The 20,286-nt window shown below is 65.2% G+C and carries 23 protein-coding genes and 1 tRNA gene; 14 read left to right on the forward strand and 10 right to left on the reverse strand.

Features of this window, described 5'->3' with window-relative positions; all coding sequences use genetic code 11:
* Window positions 1-179 precede the first annotated feature (179 nt).
* Genes PDM29_RS00360 through PDM29_RS00375 form a run of 4 tightly spaced genes read left to right on the forward strand, consistent with a single transcriptional unit; the run spans window position 180 to window position 2,893 of the window.
* Window positions 180-713 (forward strand): Dps family protein, encoded by a 534-nt coding sequence (locus PDM29_RS00360; RefSeq protein ID WP_311191942.1) that lies wholly within the window; start codon window positions 180-182, stop codon window positions 711-713.
* A 31-nt stretch (window positions 714-744) separates the two neighbouring features.
* Entirely contained in the window at window positions 745-1,341 is a 597-nt protein-coding gene (locus PDM29_RS00365) for a peroxiredoxin (RefSeq protein WP_311191943.1), read from the forward strand.
* On the forward strand, window positions 1,338-1,856 hold the full coding sequence (locus PDM29_RS00370) for a DsbA family protein (protein ID WP_311191944.1): 519 nt from the start codon (window positions 1,338-1,340) through the stop codon (window positions 1,854-1,856). Before PDM29_RS00365 ends, PDM29_RS00370 begins: the two co-directional genes overlap by 4 nt.
* A complete protein-coding gene (locus PDM29_RS00375; RefSeq protein WP_311191945.1) occupies window positions 1,856-2,893 on the forward strand; it encodes a cupin domain-containing protein in 1,038 nt (345 codons plus the stop codon). Before PDM29_RS00370 ends, PDM29_RS00375 begins: the two co-directional genes overlap by 1 nt.
* On the opposite strand, the gene PDM29_RS00380 is transcribed toward PDM29_RS00375, so the two are convergent.
* Window positions 2,796-3,761: an AraC family transcriptional regulator gene (locus tag PDM29_RS00380; RefSeq protein WP_311191946.1), complete on the reverse strand. Its 966-nt coding sequence runs from the start codon at window positions 3,759-3,761 to the stop codon at window positions 2,796-2,798. The genes PDM29_RS00375 and PDM29_RS00380 overlap by 98 nt on opposite strands.
* A 73-nt stretch (window positions 3,762-3,834) precedes the next feature.
* On the opposite strand from PDM29_RS00380, the gene PDM29_RS00385 reads away from it, so the two are divergent.
* Window positions 3,835-5,013 carry a YbfB/YjiJ family MFS transporter gene (locus PDM29_RS00385; RefSeq protein ID WP_311191947.1) on the forward strand — a complete coding sequence of 393 codons (1,179 nt, stop codon included), beginning with the start codon at window positions 3,835-3,837 and terminating at the stop codon, window positions 5,011-5,013.
* Between the two features lie 181 nt (window positions 5,014-5,194).
* Window positions 5,195-5,270: transfer RNA gene (locus PDM29_RS00390), tRNA-Phe, on the forward strand.
* Between the two features lie 145 nt (window positions 5,271-5,415).
* On the opposite strand, the gene PDM29_RS00395 is transcribed toward PDM29_RS00390, so the two are convergent.
* Both PDM29_RS00395 and PDM29_RS00400 read right to left on the reverse strand, forming a co-directional pair.
* Entirely contained in the window at window positions 5,416-6,321 is a 906-nt protein-coding gene (locus tag PDM29_RS00395; RefSeq protein ID WP_311191948.1) for an ADP-ribosylglycohydrolase family protein, read from the reverse strand.
* A 663-nt stretch (window positions 6,322-6,984) separates the two neighbouring features.
* Window positions 6,985-7,248, reverse strand: coding sequence for a DUF1902 domain-containing protein (locus PDM29_RS00400; protein ID WP_311191949.1), 264 nt, complete (start codon window positions 7,246-7,248; stop codon window positions 6,985-6,987).
* Window positions 7,249-7,454: 206 nt separating this feature from the next.
* Between PDM29_RS00400 and PDM29_RS00405 the strand changes: the two genes are divergently transcribed.
* The 5 genes from PDM29_RS00405 to dxs all read left to right on the forward strand — a co-directional run bounded on the left by PDM29_RS00405 (window position 7,455) and on the right by dxs (window position 13,257).
* Window positions 7,455-7,991 carry a lipocalin family protein gene (locus PDM29_RS00405; RefSeq protein WP_311191950.1) on the forward strand — a complete coding sequence of 179 codons (537 nt, stop codon included), beginning with the start codon at window positions 7,455-7,457 and terminating at the stop codon, window positions 7,989-7,991.
* Between the two features lie 135 nt (window positions 7,992-8,126).
* A complete protein-coding gene (locus PDM29_RS00410; protein WP_311191951.1) occupies window positions 8,127-8,612 on the forward strand; it encodes an LEA/WHy family protein in 486 nt (161 codons plus the stop codon).
* Window positions 8,613-8,663: 51 nt separating this feature from the next.
* Window positions 8,664-10,454 carry an acyl-CoA dehydrogenase C-terminal domain-containing protein gene (locus PDM29_RS00415; protein ID WP_311191952.1) on the forward strand — a complete coding sequence of 597 codons (1,791 nt, stop codon included), beginning with the start codon at window positions 8,664-8,666 and terminating at the stop codon, window positions 10,452-10,454.
* Window positions 10,455-10,585: 131 nt separating this feature from the next.
* Complete coding sequence (locus PDM29_RS00420) at window positions 10,586-11,245, forward strand: HNH endonuclease (RefSeq protein WP_125359521.1); 660 nt, start codon at window positions 10,586-10,588, stop codon at window positions 11,243-11,245.
* 113 nt (window positions 11,246-11,358) lie between these two features.
* Complete coding sequence (dxs, locus tag PDM29_RS00425) at window positions 11,359-13,257, forward strand: 1-deoxy-D-xylulose-5-phosphate synthase (protein ID WP_311191953.1); 1,899 nt, start codon at window positions 11,359-11,361, stop codon at window positions 13,255-13,257.
* Between the two features lie 20 nt (window positions 13,258-13,277).
* On the opposite strand, the gene PDM29_RS00430 is transcribed toward dxs, so the two are convergent.
* From PDM29_RS00430 to PDM29_RS00455, 6 genes are all read right to left on the reverse strand, one after another.
* Complete coding sequence (locus PDM29_RS00430; protein WP_311191954.1) at window positions 13,278-13,811, reverse strand: DUF3011 domain-containing protein; 534 nt, start codon at window positions 13,809-13,811, stop codon at window positions 13,278-13,280.
* 131 nt (window positions 13,812-13,942) lie between these two features.
* Window positions 13,943-14,146: a hypothetical protein gene (locus PDM29_RS00435; RefSeq protein ID WP_311191955.1), complete on the reverse strand. Its 204-nt coding sequence runs from the start codon at window positions 14,144-14,146 to the stop codon at window positions 13,943-13,945.
* A gap of 293 nt (window positions 14,147-14,439) precedes the next feature.
* Window positions 14,440-15,492: a linear amide C-N hydrolase gene (locus PDM29_RS00440; protein ID WP_425508769.1), complete on the reverse strand. Its 1,053-nt coding sequence runs from the start codon at window positions 15,490-15,492 to the stop codon at window positions 14,440-14,442.
* A 35-nt stretch (window positions 15,493-15,527) separates the two neighbouring features.
* On the reverse strand, window positions 15,528-16,241 hold the full coding sequence (locus PDM29_RS00445) for a hypothetical protein (protein WP_311191957.1): 714 nt from the start codon (window positions 16,239-16,241) through the stop codon (window positions 15,528-15,530).
* Between the two features lie 83 nt (window positions 16,242-16,324).
* Window positions 16,325-17,662: a sensor histidine kinase gene (locus PDM29_RS00450; protein WP_311191958.1), complete on the reverse strand. Its 1,338-nt coding sequence runs from the start codon at window positions 17,660-17,662 to the stop codon at window positions 16,325-16,327.
* Window positions 17,659-18,333: a response regulator transcription factor gene (locus PDM29_RS00455; protein ID WP_311191959.1), complete on the reverse strand. Its 675-nt coding sequence runs from the start codon at window positions 18,331-18,333 to the stop codon at window positions 17,659-17,661. Before PDM29_RS00455 ends, PDM29_RS00450 begins: the two co-directional genes overlap by 4 nt.
* 114 nt (window positions 18,334-18,447) lie before the next feature.
* Here PDM29_RS00455 and PDM29_RS00460 point away from each other — a divergent pair, with 114 nt between their 5' ends.
* Genes PDM29_RS00460 through PDM29_RS00470 form a run of 3 tightly spaced genes read left to right on the forward strand, consistent with a single transcriptional unit; the run spans window position 18,448 to window position 19,897 of the window.
* A complete protein-coding gene (locus tag PDM29_RS00460) occupies window positions 18,448-19,224 on the forward strand; it encodes a MipA/OmpV family protein (RefSeq protein WP_311191960.1) in 777 nt (258 codons plus the stop codon).
* Between the two features lie 2 nt (window positions 19,225-19,226).
* Window positions 19,227-19,451, forward strand: a complete 225-nt coding sequence (locus PDM29_RS00465) for a hypothetical protein (RefSeq protein ID WP_282298244.1) — start codon at window positions 19,227-19,229, stop codon at window positions 19,449-19,451.
* 23 nt (window positions 19,452-19,474) lie between these two features.
* The gene (locus PDM29_RS00470) at window positions 19,475-19,897 is read left to right on the forward strand and encodes a hypothetical protein (RefSeq protein WP_311191961.1); all 423 of its coding nucleotides are present in this window, start codon (window positions 19,475-19,477) and stop codon (window positions 19,895-19,897) included.
* 35 nt (window positions 19,898-19,932) lie between these two features.
* On the opposite strand, the gene PDM29_RS00475 is transcribed toward PDM29_RS00470, so the two are convergent.
* Entirely contained in the window at window positions 19,933-20,106 is a 174-nt protein-coding gene (locus tag PDM29_RS00475) for a DUF1328 family protein (protein ID WP_311191962.1), read from the reverse strand.
* Between the last annotated feature and the right edge of the window lie 180 nt (window positions 20,107-20,286).

A 20,286-nucleotide genomic window follows, 5' to 3' on the forward strand; every position in this document is an offset into this window, starting at 1 on the left:
GCGCGGCGGACTGATCCCTCCATCGGGTGATTCTCCGCTGCACCGGGCCGGGCCGATACACACTTTGGTATGAGGCGGAGAAACGATGGCGCAATGTTGCGCGGGGTCGCGGCTGACTAGTCTGGCGATGTCGGCGCTGCCTGCCAGCGCTCCCTCCCCCGCTTTCCCGGAGCCTACCCATGAACAGCCTCGCCAACACCCCCGATTCGCCACTTGCCCGCCAGCGCGCTGCGCTGAATACGCCCACCGACCTGGGGGCCAAGGCCACCAAGGACATCGCAGCCGCCCTGACCGTGCTGCTGGCCGACGTGTTCGCGCTGTACCTGAAGACCAAGAACTTCCATTGGCATCTGTCCGGCCCGCATTTCCGCGACTACCACCTGATGCTGGATGAACAGGGCGAGCAGATCTTCGCCACCACCGACGCCATCGCCGAACGTGCCCGCAAGGTCGGTGGCACCACGCTGCGCTCGATCGGCCAGATCCACCGCATCCAGCGCCTGCTGGACAACGATGCGGACTACGTGACCGCTGAGGACATGCTGGCCGAACTGGCCGACGACAACCGCCGCCTGACCGGCTTCCTGCGCGGCACCCACGGCGTGTGCAGCGAATACAACGACGTGGCCACCGCCAGCCTGATCGAGAACTGGATCGACGAAGCCGAGCGTCGCAGCTGGTTCCTGTTTGAAACCACCCGCAGCCGTCGCTGATTTCTCACCTCCTCCCCCACGGAGCTGTGCCATGAGTGCCACCCGTCTTCCCGTTCCGCCCGGCAGTGCAGCGCCCGCGTTCTCGCTGCCGGCCACGGCCGACCAGCGCCTGAGCCTGATGGAACTGCGCGGTCATCCGGTGATCCTGTCGTTTTATCCTGCCGACTGGAGCCCGGTGTGTGGCGACCAGCTCGCGCTGTACAACCAGCTGCTGCCCGAGTTCCGCCGCTACGGCGCGCAGCTGGTCGGCATTTCGGTGGATGGGGTGTGGTGCCATGCGGCGTTTGCCGAGACGCGGCATCTGCATTTTCCACTGCTGGCCGATTTCCAGCCCAAGGGCGAAGTGGCGCGCCGCTATGGCGTGTATCGCGAGCAGGACGGCGTGTGTGAGCGTGCGCTGTTCGTGATTGATGCGGAGGGCATTGTGCGCTGGAGCTATGTGTCGCCGCTGGGGATCAATCCTGGGGCGGACGGGATTCTCGAAGCGCTGGAGGCGCTGCGTGGCAACGTGCACACCGATGCGATCGATCCTGCTGTTGTAGAGCGGGGCTCTGCCCCGCTGACGCGCACGGATACCCTCAGCGGGGCAGAGCCCCGCTCTACAAATGCCACCGAAGCCCTCTCATGAGCCGCCTGCTCGTTCCCGTCAGCAGCTTCGACCACATCCAGGGCCCGGAAGATGCGGCCATCACCCTGGTGGAGTACGGCGACTATGAATGCCCGTACTGCGGCGAAGCCTACCCGGTGATCAAGGAAGTGCAGCGCATGCTCGGCAACCGCATGCGCTTCGTGTTCCGCAACTTCCCGATCAGCGAAATTCATCCCAACGCATTGCCAGCGGCGCGCTTCGCCGAGGCCGCGGCGATCGCCGGCCGCTTCTGGGAAGCACACGACCTGCTCTACCAGAACCAGCAGGCGCTGGAGACCGGTGACCTGCTGCGTTACGCAGCACAACTGAAGGTGGATCACACCCTGCTGCAGGCAGCGGCCGAGGGCAACTTCGATCCGCGTATCGAGCGCGACTTCATGGGCGGGGTCCGCAGCGGCGTGAACGGCACCCCTTCGCTGTTCATCAACGGCCGGCGCTATGACGGTCCGCGCGACGTGGAAAGCCTGATCGATGCCCTGGGCGTGGTGGCGTGATGAACGCCGCCTCCCGCCATGTGCGCTCCCTATGGAGTGCGACGCCGGTACATGACGATGCGCTGGGCACCATCCGCCGGCTCACCGCTGATGAACTGCCATTGCTGGAGCGGTTGTCGATCAAACGCCTGCTGCTGGCACCCGGCAGAATCCGCGAGCCGCACTGGCACGCCAACGCCAATGAACTGGGCTACGTGCTGGCCGGCAGCGTGTTGATCACGATTGTGGACAACGCAGATGCAATCAGCACGGTAGGGGTGACTGCCGGGCAGATGTTCCACATCAACAGCGGTGCCTTGCATGCCATCGAGAACGTGGGTGATGGTGAGGCGGAACTGATCATCGTGTTCAGCCATGAACGCCCGCAGGACTTCTCGCTGCATGCGGCGTTCGGGGCGATGTCGAACGCGGTGCTGGGCAACACCTACGATCTGGCCTCGGACGCCTTCGCCCACCTCACGCGCGACACCACGTCACCGTATCTGGTGCAGCGCACGGGGCCGGCCGTGGTGCCGGACGGTGCCGACCGCGCCGACCCGCATCGCTTCGACATCGAAGCGCAATCGCCGCCGGTCGACTTCGCCTATGGCCAGGCGCGGGTATCGCGTACCCAGTTCTGGCCGGCGCTGCGTAATCTGTCCATGTATTCGCTGCGGATTGCCGACGACGGCATGCGCGAGCCGCACTGGCACCCGGACACCGCTGAACTGGGCTATGTGCATCGTGGGCATGCGCGGATGAGCATTCTGGATCCGGACGGTTCGGTGGATACCTATCTGCTGCAGCCCGGGGATGTGTATTTCATACCGCGCGCGTATCCGCACCAGATCGAAGCGCTGGGCGAGGACATTCATTTCCTGGTGTTCTTTGATCAGCCCACGCCGGGTGACGTGGGTTACCGGCTGGCTGCGTCGGCGTTTGCGCCGGGGGTGCTGGCGGCTACGTTCGGGGTGGAGGCAGCGGACCTTCCGACGTTTCCGAAGGTGGTGGAGGATCCGTTGATTGTGAAGCGAAGAAATCCTGTGGACGCCGCGTAGGGACACGCCATGCGTGTCCATGTGAACCCAACATCGCGCGGACACGCATGGCGTGTCCATACACCCGCGCCTTACGCCACTGCAACGGACTCATACCGGTCTCCACCCGGAACATGTAATTGAACGCCGACGCCGACGCATACCCCAGCTCGTGCGCAATCACCGTCGGCGAGCGCCCCTGCGCCAGCCACTCGATCGCCCGCAGCAACCGCAACCGCGTCCGCCACGCACGCAGGTTCATGCCGGTCTCGCGTTCGAACTGGCGCGCCAGCGTGCGCGCCGAGGCCCCCAGCTGCCGCGCCCAGTCGTCCACCCCACGCGCATCCGCCGGCTGGTCGTACAGCGCCTGACACCAGCGCTGCAGGCGCGCGTCCTGCGGCCAGGGCAGATGCCGGGTGTGCTGCGGCTGCCGGCGCAGCTGCGCGATCACCAGCGTGCACAACTGCAGGTAATAGGCGACATCGTGGTCCGGCTGCACCTGGCCCAGCTCCACGATCAACTCGCGCAGCAGCGGCGACACCTCCAGCACCACGCATTCGGTCGGCATGCCCGGTGCCGCTTCGTCACCGATGTACAGATTGCGGAACGCCGCCGCCCCCAGGGCACCGGTGTGGTGCACGGTGCCGGTGGGCACCCATAGCGCCTGCTGCGGCGAGATCACATGGCGGGCGTGCGCGGCCGTAACCTGCAACACGCCTTCGGTCGCGAACACCAGCTGGTTCCAGGCATGCACATGCGGGGGAAAGCGCTCCCCGGCCGCCAGTTCCTGGCTGCGCGCCACCACCGGCCACGACAGCGCCTCCTGAGCGGGAACAGGTACCTCCCGCCAGGTAGGGGAATGGGCGGCGGCGTGGCGACTGATCGACATGATAGGTCATTCTATCGAAAGACAGCCGACCCGACCTGCCCGAGCATGGCCGGACCCTTCCATGGAACCGACCATGTCCGCTCCCCCCGCCCTGCGCCCCTGGCAGGTGATCTGCGCCGGCATCAGCGCGCTGGTGCTCAGCGTGGGCATTGCCCGCTTTGCCTACACGCCGCTGCTGCCGTTGATGCGGGTGGATGCCGGGCTGAGCCCGGCGATGGGCGGCTGGTTGGCCACCTTCAACTACGTGGGCTACCTGCTGGGGGCCCTGCTGGTGGCCCGGGTGGGCGACATGCAGTTGAAGTTCCGCTTCTACCGGGTCGGCCTGCTGCTTGCGGTGGCCAGCACCGCGCTGATGGCAGTGACCACGACGCCCGCAGTGTGGAGCGCGCTGCGCCTGGTGGCCGGGCTGTCCAGCACCGCCGGCCTGCTGCTGGCCTCGGGGCTGGTGCTGAACTGGCTGCTGGCGCACGGGCACCGGCCACGGCTGGGCCTGCACTTCGCCGGGCTGGGGCTGGGCATCGTGGTGTCGGGTGTGGCGACCGGGCTGCTGGCCGGGCATGCCACCTCCAGCGCGCAATGGGGCTGGCTGGGCGCGGTGGGCGCGCTGTTCCTGATTCCGGCGTGGGCGTGGATGCCCGCACCTGCACCCGCTTCGTCCTCCCAGGCGGCCACCGCCCCTGCCCCACCCAGCCGGCGCTGGCGGCAGCTGCTGATTGCCGCGTACTTCTGCGCCGGTATCGGGTTCGTGGTCAGCGCCACCTTCATCGTGGCGATTCTGGAGCAGACCCCGGCCTTCCGCGGGCACGGCAGCGCGGTGTGGATCCTGGTCGGGCTGGCAGCGGTGCCGTCGACGTTCGCCTGGGACCGGGTGGCGTCGGCGATGGGCCTGATTCGTGCCCTGATGCTGGCCTTTGCCCTGCAGGCGGCGTCGTTCGTGCTGCCGCTGCTGGACGACGGGCTGTGGGCCGGGCTGGGCAGCGCCCTGCTGTTCGGGCTGACCTTCGCCGGCATCGTCAGTCTCACCCTCACCGTGATCGGCCGGCATTACCCGCAGAATCCCGCCAAGGCGATGGCAACGCTCACCCTGAGCTACGGCGTGGCGCAGATCCTGGCCCCGGCGATTGCCGGCACCCTGGCACGCAGCAGCGGTTCATACCAGGCGTCGCTGCTGCTGGCAGCGATTGCGATGACGGTGGGCATCTTCCTGCTGGCGGTGATGCCGGACGATGCGCGTGACCATGCTTCGCACTGACTACGCACGCGGCGTTCAATGAATAGCGGTTCATGCGTGCGCCCGACGAACGATCAAACACTTACCCGCGTTCGCACCGTGCCCAGCCATCAATGTGAAATTTTTTTTGCGAAATGCTTGCCCAAATCCGCAGACCTCCGTATAGTTCGCCTCCTCGCCAGCGGCAACGCAGCGATGAAGTGGCCGAGTAGCTCAGTTGGTAGAGCAGGGGATTGAAAATCCCCGTGTCGGCGGTTCGATTCCGTCCTCGGCCACCATAATTTTGAAGGGCTCGCAGAAATGCGAGCCCTTTTTCGTTTTCAGATGAGTTCGCGCTCGATCTGGTACGGAAGATTTCGTAGAGCCGGGCTTGCCCGGCTGCTTTTCATCGAGAGAGCCAAGAGCAGCCGGGCAAGCCCGGCTCTACGGTGTTTCACCTGCCGCCACGTGCAGCGCATCGGCCAGTTGTTCGATGTCCGCACGTTGATGCAGGCGTTCGAGCCAGTGCGCCGGCAATCCGGAAGCACCGTAGAACGCACCTGCCACCTGCCCCACTACAGCCGCCGTGGTATCGGCATCATCACCAAGGTTGGCAGCGGCGAGTACCGCATCGGCAAACGTGTCGGTGGTAGCGAAACACCACAACGCAGCTTCAAGACTCTGCACGACGTAGCCGGTGCCGTGGATCTGATCGCGGGTCTTGGTGCGGTAGCTGCCTTCGGCAATGCCACGAAGACCTTCGCTGCTCACGTCGATCGTTCCCAGATTCAACACGTCATCCTTGCACTGCCCGTGCAGCGCGCGTGCCAGCGCAGTGGCGAACAGACGGCAGGCATCCAGGCACTCTGTGGCGGCATGGGTAGTGCGTGAGCTGAGGACTGCCATTTCCAGCAGATCGGACGCATCCAGGTAGCGCAGCACCACCGGAGCCAGCCGCATGATCGAGCCATTGCCGGCGCTGCGAGAATCATCATTACCGGCGAGCGGTTCGCCGGTGGTCAGGAAATTGTGCAGCGCCCCACGTGTTGCGTTGCCGATATCGAAGCAGGTGCCCGTCGAGCTCCAGTACCCATGCTGGTACCAGTTGACGTAGCGGTTCATCTGGTCGCGCGCGTCGAAGCCACCACGCCGCACCAGACTCTCCGCCAGGCACATCGCCATCGAGGTATCGTCTGTCCACTGCCCGGCTTTGAGTCCGAACGGACCGCCGCCGACCATGTCGGTCAGTGGAGTGAAGCTGCCGCGTGGGCTGAACTCCACGGTAGTGCCGACGGCGTCGCCGCAGGCCAGGCCGAGGAGTGCGCCGCGATATCTGTCTTGAATGTCCATGAGGCATTCTAGGACCGAACGGCGCTTGGATCTGTAGAGCCGGGCTTGCCCGGCTGCTGTTGGCGCTGATCAACGGCGGTGTCGATTTGGGGTCATGCGTTACCGGATGTTGGATATTTCACGGCCGTCGTCTGTCGACCGACGCTACCAGGCTCCGTGGCCATCGGCTGATCGCCAAGAGCTATCGGCACTGTGCGCTAGTTGAATCACCAGAGGTAGGGTTTGGTGTGGGCTTCCGATTTCGCTTGGACTTGCTTCGAACCCGCGCTCTCCGCGCTCTCCCCTGTGATTTCATGCCCTTCTCCTCTCACCATTTCGCCCACCTGCGCCCAAAGATTGTGTATCCCCTCGGAATGCGCCTCGAGAATGGTGTTCCGATGCGCCTTCCTGGCCTCGGTCGGCATGAGTTCGAATACCGAGCGAAACCCTCTGAAGAATGAGCTTCCGCTCCTGTTGACCGACATCACCGACCTCCTATTGCCCTTGTCAGACTGACTGAGAGAGTCTCTCTGCGGCTTCTTCTCGTCCAGAGTGAAAGACGACATGATTCGTGCGCAACGGTGTCAATTCGGGGTCATGCGTTACCGGATGTTGCGCATTTCAAGGCCGTCGTCTGTCGACCGATGCTACTGGGCTTACGTGCCGTTTATTGTTCGTAGTGGCTTACAGACTGCGCTCAAAGTCAGTGGGCGCGCCGCGCCGACAGACACCCACCGCCTTCAGCATGTCGGGGACCCGCATCGTTGCCTCACGCGCGGCGTCCTCGTACGTAGCCGCTTCAACCTTCAACCCGGGAAGATCGGTACTGGTACCTACGTATACGTTGGTTTCTTCGTTGTGCGTGATGTCCAGGCGGATGGTTGTGGGGAAACCACAGCGTGCGAGGAAATGGCCAAACGGCCAACCCAACCGGTAATGCAGATTCATTTCGGCCTCCTGCTGCAGCGAAACGATCGCTGCTCCCTGCTGAAATGGTAGGTAGAGGCTGCGGGCATCACGATTGGGGATCGCGACACGTGTTGGCGGAATTGGCCCGGTGTTGGTGAAGCAGCGGGGCAAGCCCCGCTCTACAAAACTTTTACATCCTGCACCACCCTGCCCCCTAAGCTCTGGCCTCCTGCCGGGAGACCTGTATGCGCCTTCGCCCTGCCCTGCTGTCCTTCAGCCTTCTGTTGACGGCATTTGCCGCCACCGCCGTTGAACCAGTGCGCTCAGTGCCGGCGCTGGACATGGGCCGCTATGCCGGGCAGTGGCATGAGATCGCGCACCTGCCGGTGTCGTTCCAGAAGAAGTGCCTGGGCGACATCACCGCGACCTATGCGCTGCGCGGGGATGGGCGGATCAGTGTGTACAACGCCTGCCGCACCGCCGAGGGCCGGATTGCCGCCGAAGGGGTGGCGCGGCCGGTGGAAGGGGAGCCCGGGCAGCTGCAGGTGCGCTTCGCGCCGGACTGGCTGTCGTGGGTGCCGTTCGTGTGGGCGGACTACTGGGTGATCGCGTTGGATCCGGACTACCAGTGGGTGGTGGTCGGGGATCCGGGGCATAAATATCTTTGGATTCTGTCGCGGTCGCCGTCGATGGATGCGCGCCTGTTTGCCGAGTTGAAGGGCAAGGCCGAGGCGATGGGGTATGACCTGGGGCCGTTGAAGGTGATGGCACCGGTGGAGTAGGAGCAGCCGGGCAAGCCCGGCTCTACGGGGATGGTGAACGTCATGGGGCCGCCCTAGGATGGGCCGGGTGTCGTACACCCCCACAACCACCATACGCCGTAGTATGCTCTTCATCCTGCACGAGGATTCGCGCCCATGTTCCACCGCCTTCGCCCCCTGCTGACCCTGGCCCTGCTGGCCGCCACCGCCGTGGCACTGACCGCCTGCAACAAGTCCGTCAAGCGCGTGTCGCCGCCGGCCGCCAGCGTGCAGCAGCTGACCGTACAGGCCGATGGCAGCTGGACCGTGGCGCTGCGCCTGCAGAACTTCAGCTCGATGCCGATGACCTTCGACAGCGTGAACCTGCAGATGCAGGTTGGCGACCAGGAGGCCGGCACGCTCGCCGCCAGCCCCGGCATCTCGATCGGTGGGGTATCGGCCGATGTAATCAACGTTCAACTCAAGCCCAGCTCGGCCGCGCGCATCGTGGTCGCCGACGCGCTGGCGGGCAACCGCACCCTGAGCTACAGCCTCAAGGGCACCGTGGCGGCCACGCCGGAAGAAAAGAAACAACGCAGCTTCGATATCACCGGCCGCAGCACCCTCAACCAGGCTCCAGGCCTGCCAGGCGTGCTGCGCTGACCGACGGCCCTCGCCGCCCCACCCTTTCCAGCATCTGATCGAGACCCAACGATGAGCAGCTACACCGCCCCGCTTTCCGATATCCGTTTCGCCCTGCACGACGTGCTCAAGGCCGAGTCGCTGTTCGCGCGACTGGGCTTTGCCGATGCCACCACCGATGTGGTCGACGCCGTGCTGGAAGAAGCCGGGCGCTTCAGCGCCGGCGTGCTGGCACCGCTGAACAGCGTGGGCGATGAGATCGGCTGCGTGCTGGACCAGGCCAGCGGTGAAGTGACCACCCCGCCGGGCTTCAAGCAGGCCTACGACCAGTTCGTGGAAGGCGGCTGGACCGGCCTGACCGCCGCCCCGGAACTGGGCGGCCAGGGCCTGCCGCACACCCTGGGCGTGCCGCTGAACGAAATGATCAACGCCGCCAACCTGGCCTGGGGCAACTTCCCGCTGCTCTCGCACGGCGCGATTGAAGCGCTGAAGCAGCACGGCGAGGCATGGCAGCAGGACGCGTTCCTGAAGCCGCTGATCGAAGGCCGCTGGACCGGCACCATGTGCCTGACCGAACCGCATTGCGGCACCGACCTGGGGCTGCTGAAGACCAAGGCCGAGCCGAACGCCGATGGCAGCTACGCGATCACCGGCACCAAGATCTTCATCACCGCCGGCGAGCACGACCTCACCGACAACATCGTGCACCTGGTGCTGGCCAAGCTGCCGGACGCACCGGCCGGGGCCAAGGGCATTTCGCTGTTCGTCACCCCGAAGTTCAAGGTGGACCGCAGCGGCAACGTGGGCGAACGCAACGCGCTGCGCTGCGGCTCGATCGAGCACAAGATGGGCATCAAGGGGTCGGTGACCTGCGTGATGAACTTCGACGGTGCCGAAGGTTACCTGGTGGGCCAGCCGCACAAGGGCCTGCAGGCGATGTTTACGATGATGAACACCGCGCGCCTGGGCGTGGGTCTGCAGGGCATCGGCCTGTCCGAGCGTGCGTATCAGAACGCACTGAAGTACGCCCGGGAGCGCCTGCAGTCGCGTTCGCTGGGCGGCCCGAAGAATCCGGACAAGCCGGCCGACCCGATCCTGGTGCACCCGGATGTGCGCCGCATGCTGCTGTCGATCAAATCGCTGGTGGAAGGCAGCCGCCTGCTGGCGCTGCACGCAGCGACCCTGATCGACGTGGCCCACCACGCTGAAGATGCGGGCGAGCGCGAGCGCGCGGAAACGCTGGTGAGTTTCCTCACCCCGATTTCCAAGGCCTGCCAGACCGAGTGGGGCATCGAGAACACCTACAACGCCCTGCAGTGCTTCGGCGGCCACGGCTACATCCGCGAGCACGGCATGGAGCAGCTGGCACGCGATGCCCGCATCACCACGCTGTATGAAGGCACCACCGGGATCCAGGCACTGGACCTGATCGGTCGCAAAACCGCCGCCAGCCAGGGCGCGGGCCTGAAGCTGATGCTGGCCGAGATCGAGGCGTTCGCGAAGGCCAATGAAGGCAACGAGGCGCTGGCCGAGTTCATTGCCCCGCTGCGCGCCAAGGCGCAGGAATGGGGCCAGCTGACCATGGCCACCCTGCAGCGCGCGGCCGCCAACCCGGAAGAACTGGGCGCAGCCAGCTACGACTACCTGTTCTATTCCGGCTACGTGGTGCTGGCCTACTGGTGGGCGCGCAGCGTGGCCGCTGCGGATGCTTCCAGCCAGAGCGATGGGTTCAAGCAGGCCAAGCGGGAAACCGCGCGGTTCTACTTCAGCCGCATGCTGCCACGCACGCTCAGCCACGCCGCCGCCATCCAGGCCGGTGCCGAGCCGTTGATGGCAATGGAAGACGCACGTTTCGGGGCGTAATGGTTGCCTGTGCCGACCAACGGTCGGCACCTACCGGTCCCCCGCAGGGAGCGGACCGGAACGGTGACAGTTTGCGTAGAGGCATCGCCTCTACACAAACTGTCACCGTTCCGGTATAAGCTGTTTTCCCGATGGAGACAGACACTACACGCCTAGGTCTGATCGATACCGGAGCGTCTTCCGCGCCGGTCGCCGAAGCTTCGCCGTCGCCCACCCTGTACCGCCCTGGCACCGTGCGCCTGTTGTCGCTGGACGCCCACGGCCGGGTGCTGGACTGGATCACCTGGCAGGACGCCGCCTGCCTGTATGCCCGCGAGGCCGTGGCCTGGACCCTGGGCGACCCCTGCCTGCACATCCATGGCGGCACCTGCCGCACCACCGGGCTGCGCAGTGGCATGGACCTGCACCCGATCATCGCCGCGCGCGGCCATGCGCGCTCGCGGGCGCTGGACCCCACCCCGAACCTGACCAACCAAGCGCTGTTCGCGCGTGATGCCCACCTGTGCCTGTACTGCGGCCAGCAGTTCAACCGGCCGCAGCTGACCCGCGACCACGTCATGCCCATTTCCAAGGGCGGGCGCGATGTGTGGGAAAACGTGGTCAGCGCCTGCTTCCACTGCAACTCGCGCAAAAGCGACCGGACCCCGCAGCAGGCCAGCATGCCGCTGCTGGCGGTGCCGTACCGGCCCAGCTGGATCGAACACATGATCCTGTCCAACCGCAACATCCTGGCCGACCAGATGGCGTTCCTGAAGGCGCAGCTGCCCAAACGCTCGAAACTGTCGGCCTGACCTGCGTCAGGTTGTCGCAGGCATCGTCACCGCGCACTCACCGGAATGGCGGTTTGCTTGCTCCACCCCGGTTTGGGGGCGAAAATAGGCGCTTGAGAAGAAGCGCAGAAAACATGATCGATTCCGCCCGCTATCCCCGCCTGTCGCGCATCCAGAATCCGGATGACCTGCGTCGGTTTGAAGAGTCCGAACTGTCCGCCATCGCGGACGAACTGCGTGCCTACCTGATCGAATCGGTCGGCAAGAGCGGGGGCCACTTCGGGGCCGGCCTGGGCGTGATCGAACTCACCGTGGCCCTGCACTACCTGTACCAGACCCCCACCGACCAGCTGGTGTGGGACGTGGGTCACCAGACCTACCCGCACAAGATCCTCACCGGCCGCCGCGACGAGATCCACACGGTCAAGCAGAAGGACGGCGTGGCTCCGTTCCCGAAGCGCGAGGAAAGCGTGTTCGACACCTTCGGGGTGGGCCATTCGTCAACCTCGATCTCGGCCGCGCTGGGCATGGCCATTGCCCGCCAGCGCGAGGGCGATGACCGCCGCGTGGTCGCGGTGATCGGTGACGGCGCGATGACCGCCGGCATGGCCTATGAAGCCCTGAACCATGCCGGTGGCATGGACCAGGAGCCGAACCTGCTGGTGATCCTCAACGACAACAACATGTCCATCTCCGAAGCGGTGGGCGGGTTGACCAAGATTCTGGGCCGCGCCACCGGCAGCCGCACGCTCAATGCGCTGCGCGAAGGCGGCAAGCGGATTCTGGGCGACAAGAAGAAGTCGCCGCCGGCGCGCTTCGTCAAGCGCTGGGAAGAACACTGGAAGGGCATGTTCGTGCCGTCCACGTTCTTCGAGGAAATGGGCTTCCACTACACCGGCCCCATCGACGGCCACGACCTGCCGGCACTGGTGTCCACGCTGAAAACGCTGAAGGGCCTGAAAGGCCTGAAGCTGCTGCATGTGATGACGACCAAGGGCAAGGGTTACGAGCGTGCCGAGGGCGACCAGATCGGCTACCACGCCGTGGGGCCGTTCGACCCGGACAAGGGCCTGGTGTCCAAGGGCGGAGTGAAGAAGCCGACCTACACCGATGTGTTCAGCGACTGGCTGTGCGACGCCGCCGCCGATGAGCCGCGCCTGCTGGGCATTACCCCGGCGATGCGCGAAGGCTCAGGCCTGGTGCGCTTCAGCAAGGAAAACCCGGAGCGCTACTACGACGTCGCCATTGCCGAACAGCATGCGGTGACGCTGGCGGCCGGCATGGCCACCCAGGGGGCCAAGCCGGTGGTGGCGATCTACTCCACCTTCCTGCAGCGCGCGTATGACCAGCTGGTGCACGACGTGGCGATCCAGAAGCTGGACGTACTGTTCGCCATCGACCGCGCCGGCGTGGTCGGCCCGGACGGGGCCACGCATGCAGGCAACCTGGATTTGAGCTTCCTGCGCTGCGTGCCGCACATGGTGGTGATGGCCCCGGCCGACGAGGCCGAATGCCGACAGATGCTGACCACGGGCCTGCGTTATGAAGGCCCGGCGGCGGTGCGTTACCCGCGCGGCAGTGGTACCGGCGTGGCCGCGGGCACTGATCTTTCGACGCTGGAGATCGGCAAGGCCGACGTACGCGTGCAGGGCAGCCGAATTGCCCTGCTGGCCTTTGGCAGCACGGTGCCGGCCGCAGAAGCGGTGGGCCGCGAGCTGGGCCTGACCGTGGTCAACATGCGCTTCATCAAGCCGCTGGATCGTGCCCTGCTGCTGCAGTTGGCCGGCACCCACGAAGGCTTTGTCACCGTGGAAGACAACGTGGTGGCCGGTGGTGCGGGTTCGGGTGTGGCCGAGCTGTTGAACAATGAGGACGTGCTGCGCCCGTTCCTGCATCTGGGCCTGCCGGACAGCTTCCAGCATCACGCCAGCCGTGAGGATCTGCTGGCGGAAGCTGGCATTGATGCCGCGGGGATTCGTGCGGCGGTATTGAAGCGCTGGCCGAAGCTGGGCGAGCGTACCGAGGTGGCGTAAACCACCCCGGGAATGGCCGTTTAGCGCACCTCGAAATCGGCACGGCAACCGCGGTTGACCCACACGCCATCGCGGTCCCAGCCCCAGGTCTGTCCTTCAATGCAGGCCGTATTGGAACGCTGGCGGATCATGCGTGCATCACGGCGGATACTGACGTTGCAGCGGCGCATGCGGTTGTCGTTGGAATCGCAGCCGATGATTTCGCCGCGCCCGCCTCTGTTCCCGCCGTTGCCGCCCCAGCCATGGCCACCGCCGTGTGAGGGACGCCCGCGTTCGGCAACGAATTCAGCGCGGCAGCCACGGGTTACCCAGATGCCGCCGCGGCTTTGACCCCAGGTATCGCCCTCGATGCAGGGTGAGCCGGAGAGCTGGCGCACCAGGCGCGCCCGGCCCTCGAAGGGGCACTGCGCGGTGCGGTTCTTGTTTGATTCACAGCGCACCGGGCCATCGTTGTAGTAGCCGTCGTCATAGCGCTGCGCCTGGGCGTTGCCCGCCAGGGCCAGTACCGCCACCGGCAGCAAACCCCACAGCCAGTTCTGCTTTCCGTGCGTCATGCGATGCTCCTCGTGCCGGTTGGATGAATGGGCACAGCATCTGCGAAACGCGGGCGTTCGCCTATAGGCCGGATGGCCTGATTTCAGGGGCGATTCAAGTAACCGACGTGGCGCTGACCGCCCTGCCCGGCTCAGCCGTAATGCACGGCGTCGACGAAAGCGTTTTCAACGGCCACCCGGACACGGCTGCTGCGGCCGGTCTCCGCATGGTGTTCGCGGGCCAGGGTATCGGCGAAGTCGAAGGCGACGGTGCCGTCGGCAAAGGTCACGGCGTCTTCACTGCCCGGCGGCAGTACCTGCCAGCGGTGGTCGTGGTGCTGCACGGTGATCAACATCGGCGCATCTCCGGGTGGATGAGTGGACAGTACGTCTGCCACGGCCGGCGAACTATCAGAATTTTCTGAGTTTGGTGTCAGATACGCCGTAGAGCCACGCCCTGCGTGGCTGCGATCTGGTCAGGGACCGCGAAGCCACGCAGGGCGGATGTACGTGCACAGGATCATGGCTTTGACACGCATGGCGTGTCACTACGATCCTTGGTCGCCCGGAATGGGGGTCGACCGGTGGGGGTTGGTCGGGCGACCTGTAGTGACACGCCATGCGTGTCAACGTGGTGCCAGGCCATCCGTTAGTCATCGGTGCCCAGGAACGCAAACGGCTGGGACGGCGTGAACTGGTCCAACGCATTGCCGGCAAACACATTGCGCTGGTCCTTGCCCAGGTCCAGCTTCAGCACCTTGCCGGTCTCCTGGTTGAAATCCACCTTGTTCAGATCCACCCAGAACGTATTCGGGGTCAGCGCGCTCTCAAAGAAATACAGCTTGCGCTTGTGATCGGCCACGGTGCGCCAGCGCGTGGAGGAAATGTTCGGCTCCTCCGGCGTGGTGATGCCGAACGGCACCGACACATTACGGATCACACTGAACACGCTCGCCAGCGCCTCGACCGGGTCCTCGGCCTTCGGAATGGCATTGATGTAGAACTTGGCCCGCGCGAAACGGTCCGACGCACGGTTGGTGCCAGGCAGCATCACCGTGCCGCCGATCTGCTGCCAGTAGGTATTGAGCGCCAGCTGATGGTCGAACTTCGGCGAGTTGGTCATCACCTGGTATTGGCGTCCGTGATGGATCACCTGCTTGCCCCCGATGTACTCGACAATCGCACTGTCGCCGCTGGCATCGGACATCGACAGATGCAACGTGGCGGTTCGCTCCGTTCCCGGCAGCTTGTCCGTCACCAGCGTGTAGGGCTCACGCTCCAGCGCCTTCACCGCTTCATCCACCGTGGCAAAGTTGTCCAGCACATACTGCGCCCATAGCGAGATGGCGAGTCCCGGCTTGCCGTTGCCGCGTTGCGGATACTCCGACTCCACCAGCCACAGTACGTTGGCCGAAAGGCCCTTTTCGTTGAGGCCATCGGTCGTGGAAATGTCGTAGCCACTGGCAATCACACTGCCGTATTTCGCGGTCCACTCGATGGAATTGCGCCCGGCCTGGCCATCACGCTGCATGCCGCGTGGAAACACCCACAGGTTGGTGGCGACGTCTTCTTTCCAATCCATCGAACGGGCGGTGATCACATCGTCATTCGCGCCCAGGTACACCACGCGTGTGCAGGCATCGGCCTGACCGGCCAGCAGAGACAACGAAAACGCCAGCAACGCCGGCCGCAACGACCACATCGAACGCATGGCAACACCTCCATTGACGGGAAAACTCAGTAGCGCCACTCCACGCCCAGACCCGGACCGGCCAGGGTGAGATCCAGATCCACGCCGGGGCTGATCTCGCGCAACGACAGCGAGCGGTAGCCCAGCCGCAGCCAGCTGTGCTCGGTCATTCGCAGGCCGTAACTGGCCATCAGGTCCCAGCTGACCTCGTCACCTGCACTGCCCAGCGCCCACACCGTGATGCCCTGGCGCTCAGTGAACACCCAGGCCATGCGCACACCGAGCACGGGATCCACCCAATCGCGCGAAACGGATGCATCGCGGCCCAGCGCGGGAAAGTCGACGTCGCCACGCAGTTGCCAGTAGCGCGCGCCAGCGATGGCGTCCATCCGGAACACAGGGTAGTCAATGAAGCGGTACTGGCCCATCAGCGAGCCGGTCACGATGCGCGTCTGCAACTCAGCGTCCAGGCCCACACGTGGCACTTGTGCGGTTTCGCTGGTATCCACCCAGGTCAGATCGGACAGCAGTCCCCAGCAACCACGACGCACGTCGATAATCGCCATGGCGGCCATGTCCAGATGTTCGAGGGTGTCACTGAAGGATTGGTGCACCGATACAGGCGGCAGCGGCCCCAGCTGTGCGTCGCCTTCCAGCCTGGCTCCCCACACGTAGGGAACGACGCTGACGCGCCATGCATCCTCCTGTGCGAACGCCGCCGAAGGCAGCAGCAACCACGGCAGCAATCCATACCGGCGCATCAGCGGTCCTCGGGGGGAAGGAACGAAGGCAGTGCCGGATCATCACAACGCATGCACGGTGATGGGAGGGTGAACCGTGGGTATCAGCGCTCCACCGGCAGCGTCACCACAAAGCGTGCGCCACCACCTGCAGCCTCCTCCACCGCAATGCTGCCTGCGTGACGCAGCATGATTTCCCGCGCCAGATACAGCCCCAGGCCACTGCCGCTGCCACTGGGCCGCAGCCGATGGAACGGTTCGAAGATGGATTGCCGTGCCTGTTCGGGCACACCGTCGCCTTCGTCACTGACCGACAATACCCCGCCCGGTTGCAGCGCCACCGCTACCAACCCGTGGCCACCGCCATGCGCGATGGCGTTCTGCAGCAGGCCGCTGATCACGCGATGCAGCGCATCGGGATCGCCGCGCACCCAGACCGGTGCCTCCGGTGCGTCCACTTCGAATTCATAACCGGCATCCACGACCAGCGGCGCGACATCGGCGGCCACTTCGCGGGTCAGCGCGGCCAGATCGATGCGCTGCTGCTGGCTGCGGTGGTGATCCAGCCGCTGCAGATCGAGCAGCTGTTCGGCAATATTGCTCAGCCGACCGAGGTCACGCTGCAGGCGTGCACGCACGGTGCCCGGCGGCAGGTCACCAATGCGCGTGGCCAGAATCGCAATCGGCATGCGCAGCTCGTGCGCGGCACCGACCAGGAAGCGGTCCTGCGCGTCGTAGCTTTCACCGATGCGGCGCACGGCAGCGTTGAAGGCATCCACGAGCGGCACGATCTCACGCGGCACCGCGTGCGTATCCAATCCACGCCCGCGCTCGCTGATCTCGATGGCCGCCGCCTGCGCGGCGACCCGGTTCACGCCGCGCAGCGAGCGGTGGATGGCCCACGGAGCCACCACCAGGGTGATGGCCATCAGCGGCAGCGTGATCCAGCCACCGAGGTAGCCGATGATCACCAGCAACTGCCGCCAGAAGCCACGTTGCGGCAGGCCGCCCACCATCACGTGCACGCGACCTTCGTCGCGGTCGGACACCCAAACGCGCATCGCCAGATCCATGCCGCGACTGCGGGTGCGTACGTCGGTCGGCTCCACGTGTGCCAACTGCTGCACCAGTGGCCGGTACACTGAAGGAACCGTGCCGTGTTCCAGATAGTGCCCCTGCTCATCGGCAGCGGCGAACCAGAACGTGGCGGGACGGTCCGGTGCGGCCTCGTCGATGGCGGTCCAGTCCACCTGCAAGCCATTGTTGCCGAGCACGATGGCGTCAGCCACCTGCTCGCTGGTCTTCCAGTCAATGTAGGCGGTGCTGCGGTCGCCGTAGACCAGGGCGATGCCGGTCAGCGCGATGATCACCATCGCCACCTGGATCAGGCAGATCTTCCAGGCCAGGCTGAAACTCAGCGAACCGGGTTTGAGGAATTTCATGGCACGTCCTTGAGCAGATAACCGATGCCGCGCATCACATGGATTTCCACCCGCGCATCGGCTTCGGCCAGCGCCTTGCGCAGCTTTGAAACGTGCGCGTCGAGCGCGTTGGATTGAATGGCGTCATCGAAACCGTACACGGCTTCCTGCAGCGCTTCGCGCGCCACCGTGCGCCCCTGCCGCAATGCCAGTGCTTCCAGCACCAATAACTGGCGGCGCGGCAGCACCAGCAGCGTGCCATCCACGGTGGCCTCGCGCGCCACGAAATCAAACTGCAGCCGGCCCAGGGTCAACGTGGGCAAGGCGATCTGCGAGGGCCGCCGCGAGATCGCACGAATGCGCGCCAGCAGTTCTTCCACCGCAAAGGGTTTGGTCAGGTAATCGTCCGCCCCCACATCCAGCCCGACCACACGGTCGGCCACCGAATCCCGCGCGGTGAGCATGATCACCGGCAGGTTGGGCACGTGGCTGCGCGCCACGCGCACGAAGTTGGCTCCATCGCCATCCGGCAGCTGCCGGTCGAGCAGCAGGATCTGGTGCACATTGGCCTTCAACGCCTCGGCGGCGTGCGCCATGGAGGTCACCAGGTCCACCACCATGCCGTGCCGGCCCAGGCTGGCCTGGATGGCGCTGGCCAGTTCGGGGTCGTCTTCAAGCAGCAGGATGCGCATGGGGCAGAGGGTACAGGGGGCATGGGCGCGAATGGTAGCGCGGCCGGCGGCGCAACGTTCCCACAATGTCCGGCCGGCAGGATGGGCGCTTGGCATTCTTACAGTGGCAGGTACATGCGCGTTCAACCCCTTCTTTCCCCCGCCCTGGGCGTGGCCATTGCGGTCCTGTTCGCCAGCACCACCGCCCAGGCGCAGGTCGCCCCCGGTGCCAAGCCGCGCAGCAGCGTCGGGCTGGCCGTGGCCGCACAGAAGTCGCCGTACGCCGGCTATGACACCGACGTGCTGCCGATTCCGGTGGTGAACTACGAAGGCAAGTCGTTCCACCTGCGCGGTGGCAGCCTCGGCTGGAAGCTGTTCAACAGCGACAGCACCGAGGTTTCCCTGCTGGCCTCGCCCTACATGATGCGTTTCAAGCACAAGGACACCGACGACGTGCAGTTGCGCCAGCTGTCCAACCGCAGCCTGTCGGCGATGGCCGGCGTCGCCGTGCGGCACACCGCGCCGTGGGGCATCGTGCAGGCCAATGTGCAGGCGGAAGTGAGCGGCCACGGCGGTGGCTTCGCGGCCGATGCCAAGTACGCCTACCCGATTCCGGCCGGCAAGGTCACGTTGATTCCGGGGATCGGGGCCGGTTATGCCAGCGCCGACCTCAATGACTACTACTTTGGCGTGAGCGCACGCGAATCCGCGCGCAGCGGACTGGCGATGTACAAGGCCGGCAGCGGTGTTTCGCCTTACATCGACCTGACCGCGATCATGCCGCTGGGCGCGCACTGGGTGGCCACCGGGTCGCTGCGGCGCACCCGGTTGTCGGACGCGATCACCGACAGCCCGATGACCGAAGGCAAGCACATGGACAGTGCCCTGATCGCACTGAGCTACGGGTTCTGAGCATGCGCCGGGGAATTGTACGCCGCGTCGCGGAACTGGCCCTACAGATAGAGCCGGACCGCCAGCGCGTACTGCAATGGATTGTGTATACCCGGCTGCCGGTTCGAGGCGGCAAGACCACCTTCGAACTGGCCTGCAACGGCCAGGGCGAACGCGTGCTGATGCTGCTGCACGGGCTGCTGGCACAGCCCGGACAGCGCCCCGCCCAGCTGCCCGCGATGCATTGAGCCCTTTACCTCAGGAGACCCCCATGCCCCGCCCCTTCCCCTTGTTGCGCATTGCCGAAGCGGCGAATGACCCCGCGCTGGACGTGGCGCTGGTCGACTTTGATCATGCCGTTGAAGTGCTGATGGGGTTGGATCCGGATCCGCATGGACGCTTTTCGCGTGCCTATGTCACGGCAATCTTCCGCGCCTGCCTGGCCCCGCGCCTGCCCGGCCCGGATGCGCCGGGTGGCCGGCCGGATCCGCAGATCGCGCAGGTGTTGAAGGCGTGGATTATTGAGAAGCTGGAGCAGTTTCCCGAGGAGCGGCGGGATCACCGGATGACGGCCGCGCGCCGCGCCGCGCATGGGTTCTGGCTGCAGTCGCTGGCGTATCCACTGGACGATGATGGCGGTCCACGGGCCGAGCGCCTGCTGGAAGGGTTGCTGGCGCTTACGCGCCCCGCGTAGGGACACGCCATGCGTGTCCCAGGAGACGCCTGAACTCAGGTGACCTTCTTGGCCACCGTCATGCCCAGCAGGAACAGCACCACGGCAATGATGATGCCGGCCCAGAACAGGAACTTGGCGATGCCGATGGCCCCGCCGGCAATGCCGCCGAAGCCCAGCGCACCGGCAATCAGGCCGATGATGGCGAAAATGATGGCCCACTTGATCATGCTGAAACCTTTCCCTCTGCGGGGAGTAAGAAGTGACCGTTACCGTAGCGAGTGGCCTGTGCGGCCCCGGTGAGACGGTCGCCAGCAGCATGTGAAGAAAGTCATGTAGGAATTTTCCGACAAACGGTAAGGCGACCTTCATCGAGCGCCGGAATTAAGTATTTGAATTCCATTGACTTT

Source organism: Stenotrophomonas oahuensis, from assembly GCF_031834595.1.
GTDB classification, from domain to species: Bacteria; Pseudomonadota; Gammaproteobacteria; order Xanthomonadales; family Xanthomonadaceae; genus Stenotrophomonas; species Stenotrophomonas oahuensis.

Coding starts and splice junctions, on each gene's coding strand:
- PDM29_RS00360 (WP_311191942.1), top strand. CDS start 180: ATGAACAGCCTCGCCAACACCCCCGATTCGCCACTTGCCCGCCAGCGC.
- PDM29_RS00365 (WP_311191943.1), top strand. CDS start 745: ATGAGTGCCACCCGTCTTCCCGTTCCGCCCGGCAGTGCAGCGCCCGCG.
- PDM29_RS00370 (WP_311191944.1), top strand. CDS start 1,338: ATGAGCCGCCTGCTCGTTCCCGTCAGCAGCTTCGACCACATCCAGGGC.
- PDM29_RS00375 (WP_311191945.1), top strand. CDS start 1,856: ATGAACGCCGCCTCCCGCCATGTGCGCTCCCTATGGAGTGCGACGCCG.
- PDM29_RS00380 (WP_311191946.1), bottom strand. CDS start 3,761: ATGTCGATCAGTCGCCACGCCGCCGCCCATTCCCCTACCTGGCGGGAG.
- PDM29_RS00385 (WP_311191947.1), top strand. CDS start 3,835: ATGTCCGCTCCCCCCGCCCTGCGCCCCTGGCAGGTGATCTGCGCCGGC.
- PDM29_RS00395 (WP_311191948.1), bottom strand. CDS start 6,321: ATGGACATTCAAGACAGATATCGCGGCGCACTCCTCGGCCTGGCCTGC.
- PDM29_RS00400 (WP_311191949.1), bottom strand. CDS start 7,248: ATGAATCTGCATTACCGGTTGGGTTGGCCGTTTGGCCATTTCCTCGCA.
- PDM29_RS00405 (WP_311191950.1), top strand. CDS start 7,455: ATGCGCCTTCGCCCTGCCCTGCTGTCCTTCAGCCTTCTGTTGACGGCA.
- PDM29_RS00410 (WP_311191951.1), top strand. CDS start 8,127: ATGTTCCACCGCCTTCGCCCCCTGCTGACCCTGGCCCTGCTGGCCGCC.
- PDM29_RS00415 (WP_311191952.1), top strand. CDS start 8,664: ATGAGCAGCTACACCGCCCCGCTTTCCGATATCCGTTTCGCCCTGCAC.
- PDM29_RS00420 (WP_125359521.1), top strand. CDS start 10,586: ATGGAGACAGACACTACACGCCTAGGTCTGATCGATACCGGAGCGTCT.
- dxs (WP_311191953.1), top strand. CDS start 11,359: ATGATCGATTCCGCCCGCTATCCCCGCCTGTCGCGCATCCAGAATCCG.
- PDM29_RS00430 (WP_311191954.1), bottom strand. CDS start 13,811: ATGACGCACGGAAAGCAGAACTGGCTGTGGGGTTTGCTGCCGGTGGCG.
- PDM29_RS00435 (WP_311191955.1), bottom strand. CDS start 14,146: ATGTTGATCACCGTGCAGCACCACGACCACCGCTGGCAGGTACTGCCG.
- PDM29_RS00440 (WP_425508769.1), bottom strand. CDS start 15,492: ATGTGGTCGTTGCGGCCGGCGTTGCTGGCGTTTTCGTTGTCTCTGCTG.
- PDM29_RS00445 (WP_311191957.1), bottom strand. CDS start 16,241: ATGCGCCGGTATGGATTGCTGCCGTGGTTGCTGCTGCCTTCGGCGGCG.
- PDM29_RS00450 (WP_311191958.1), bottom strand. CDS start 17,662: ATGAAATTCCTCAAACCCGGTTCGCTGAGTTTCAGCCTGGCCTGGAAG.
- PDM29_RS00455 (WP_311191959.1), bottom strand. CDS start 18,333: ATGCGCATCCTGCTGCTTGAAGACGACCCCGAACTGGCCAGCGCCATC.
- PDM29_RS00460 (WP_311191960.1), top strand. CDS start 18,448: ATGCGCGTTCAACCCCTTCTTTCCCCCGCCCTGGGCGTGGCCATTGCG.
- PDM29_RS00465 (WP_282298244.1), top strand. CDS start 19,227: ATGCGCCGGGGAATTGTACGCCGCGTCGCGGAACTGGCCCTACAGATA.
- PDM29_RS00470 (WP_311191961.1), top strand. CDS start 19,475: ATGCCCCGCCCCTTCCCCTTGTTGCGCATTGCCGAAGCGGCGAATGAC.
- PDM29_RS00475 (WP_311191962.1), bottom strand. CDS start 20,106: ATGATCAAGTGGGCCATCATTTTCGCCATCATCGGCCTGATTGCCGGT.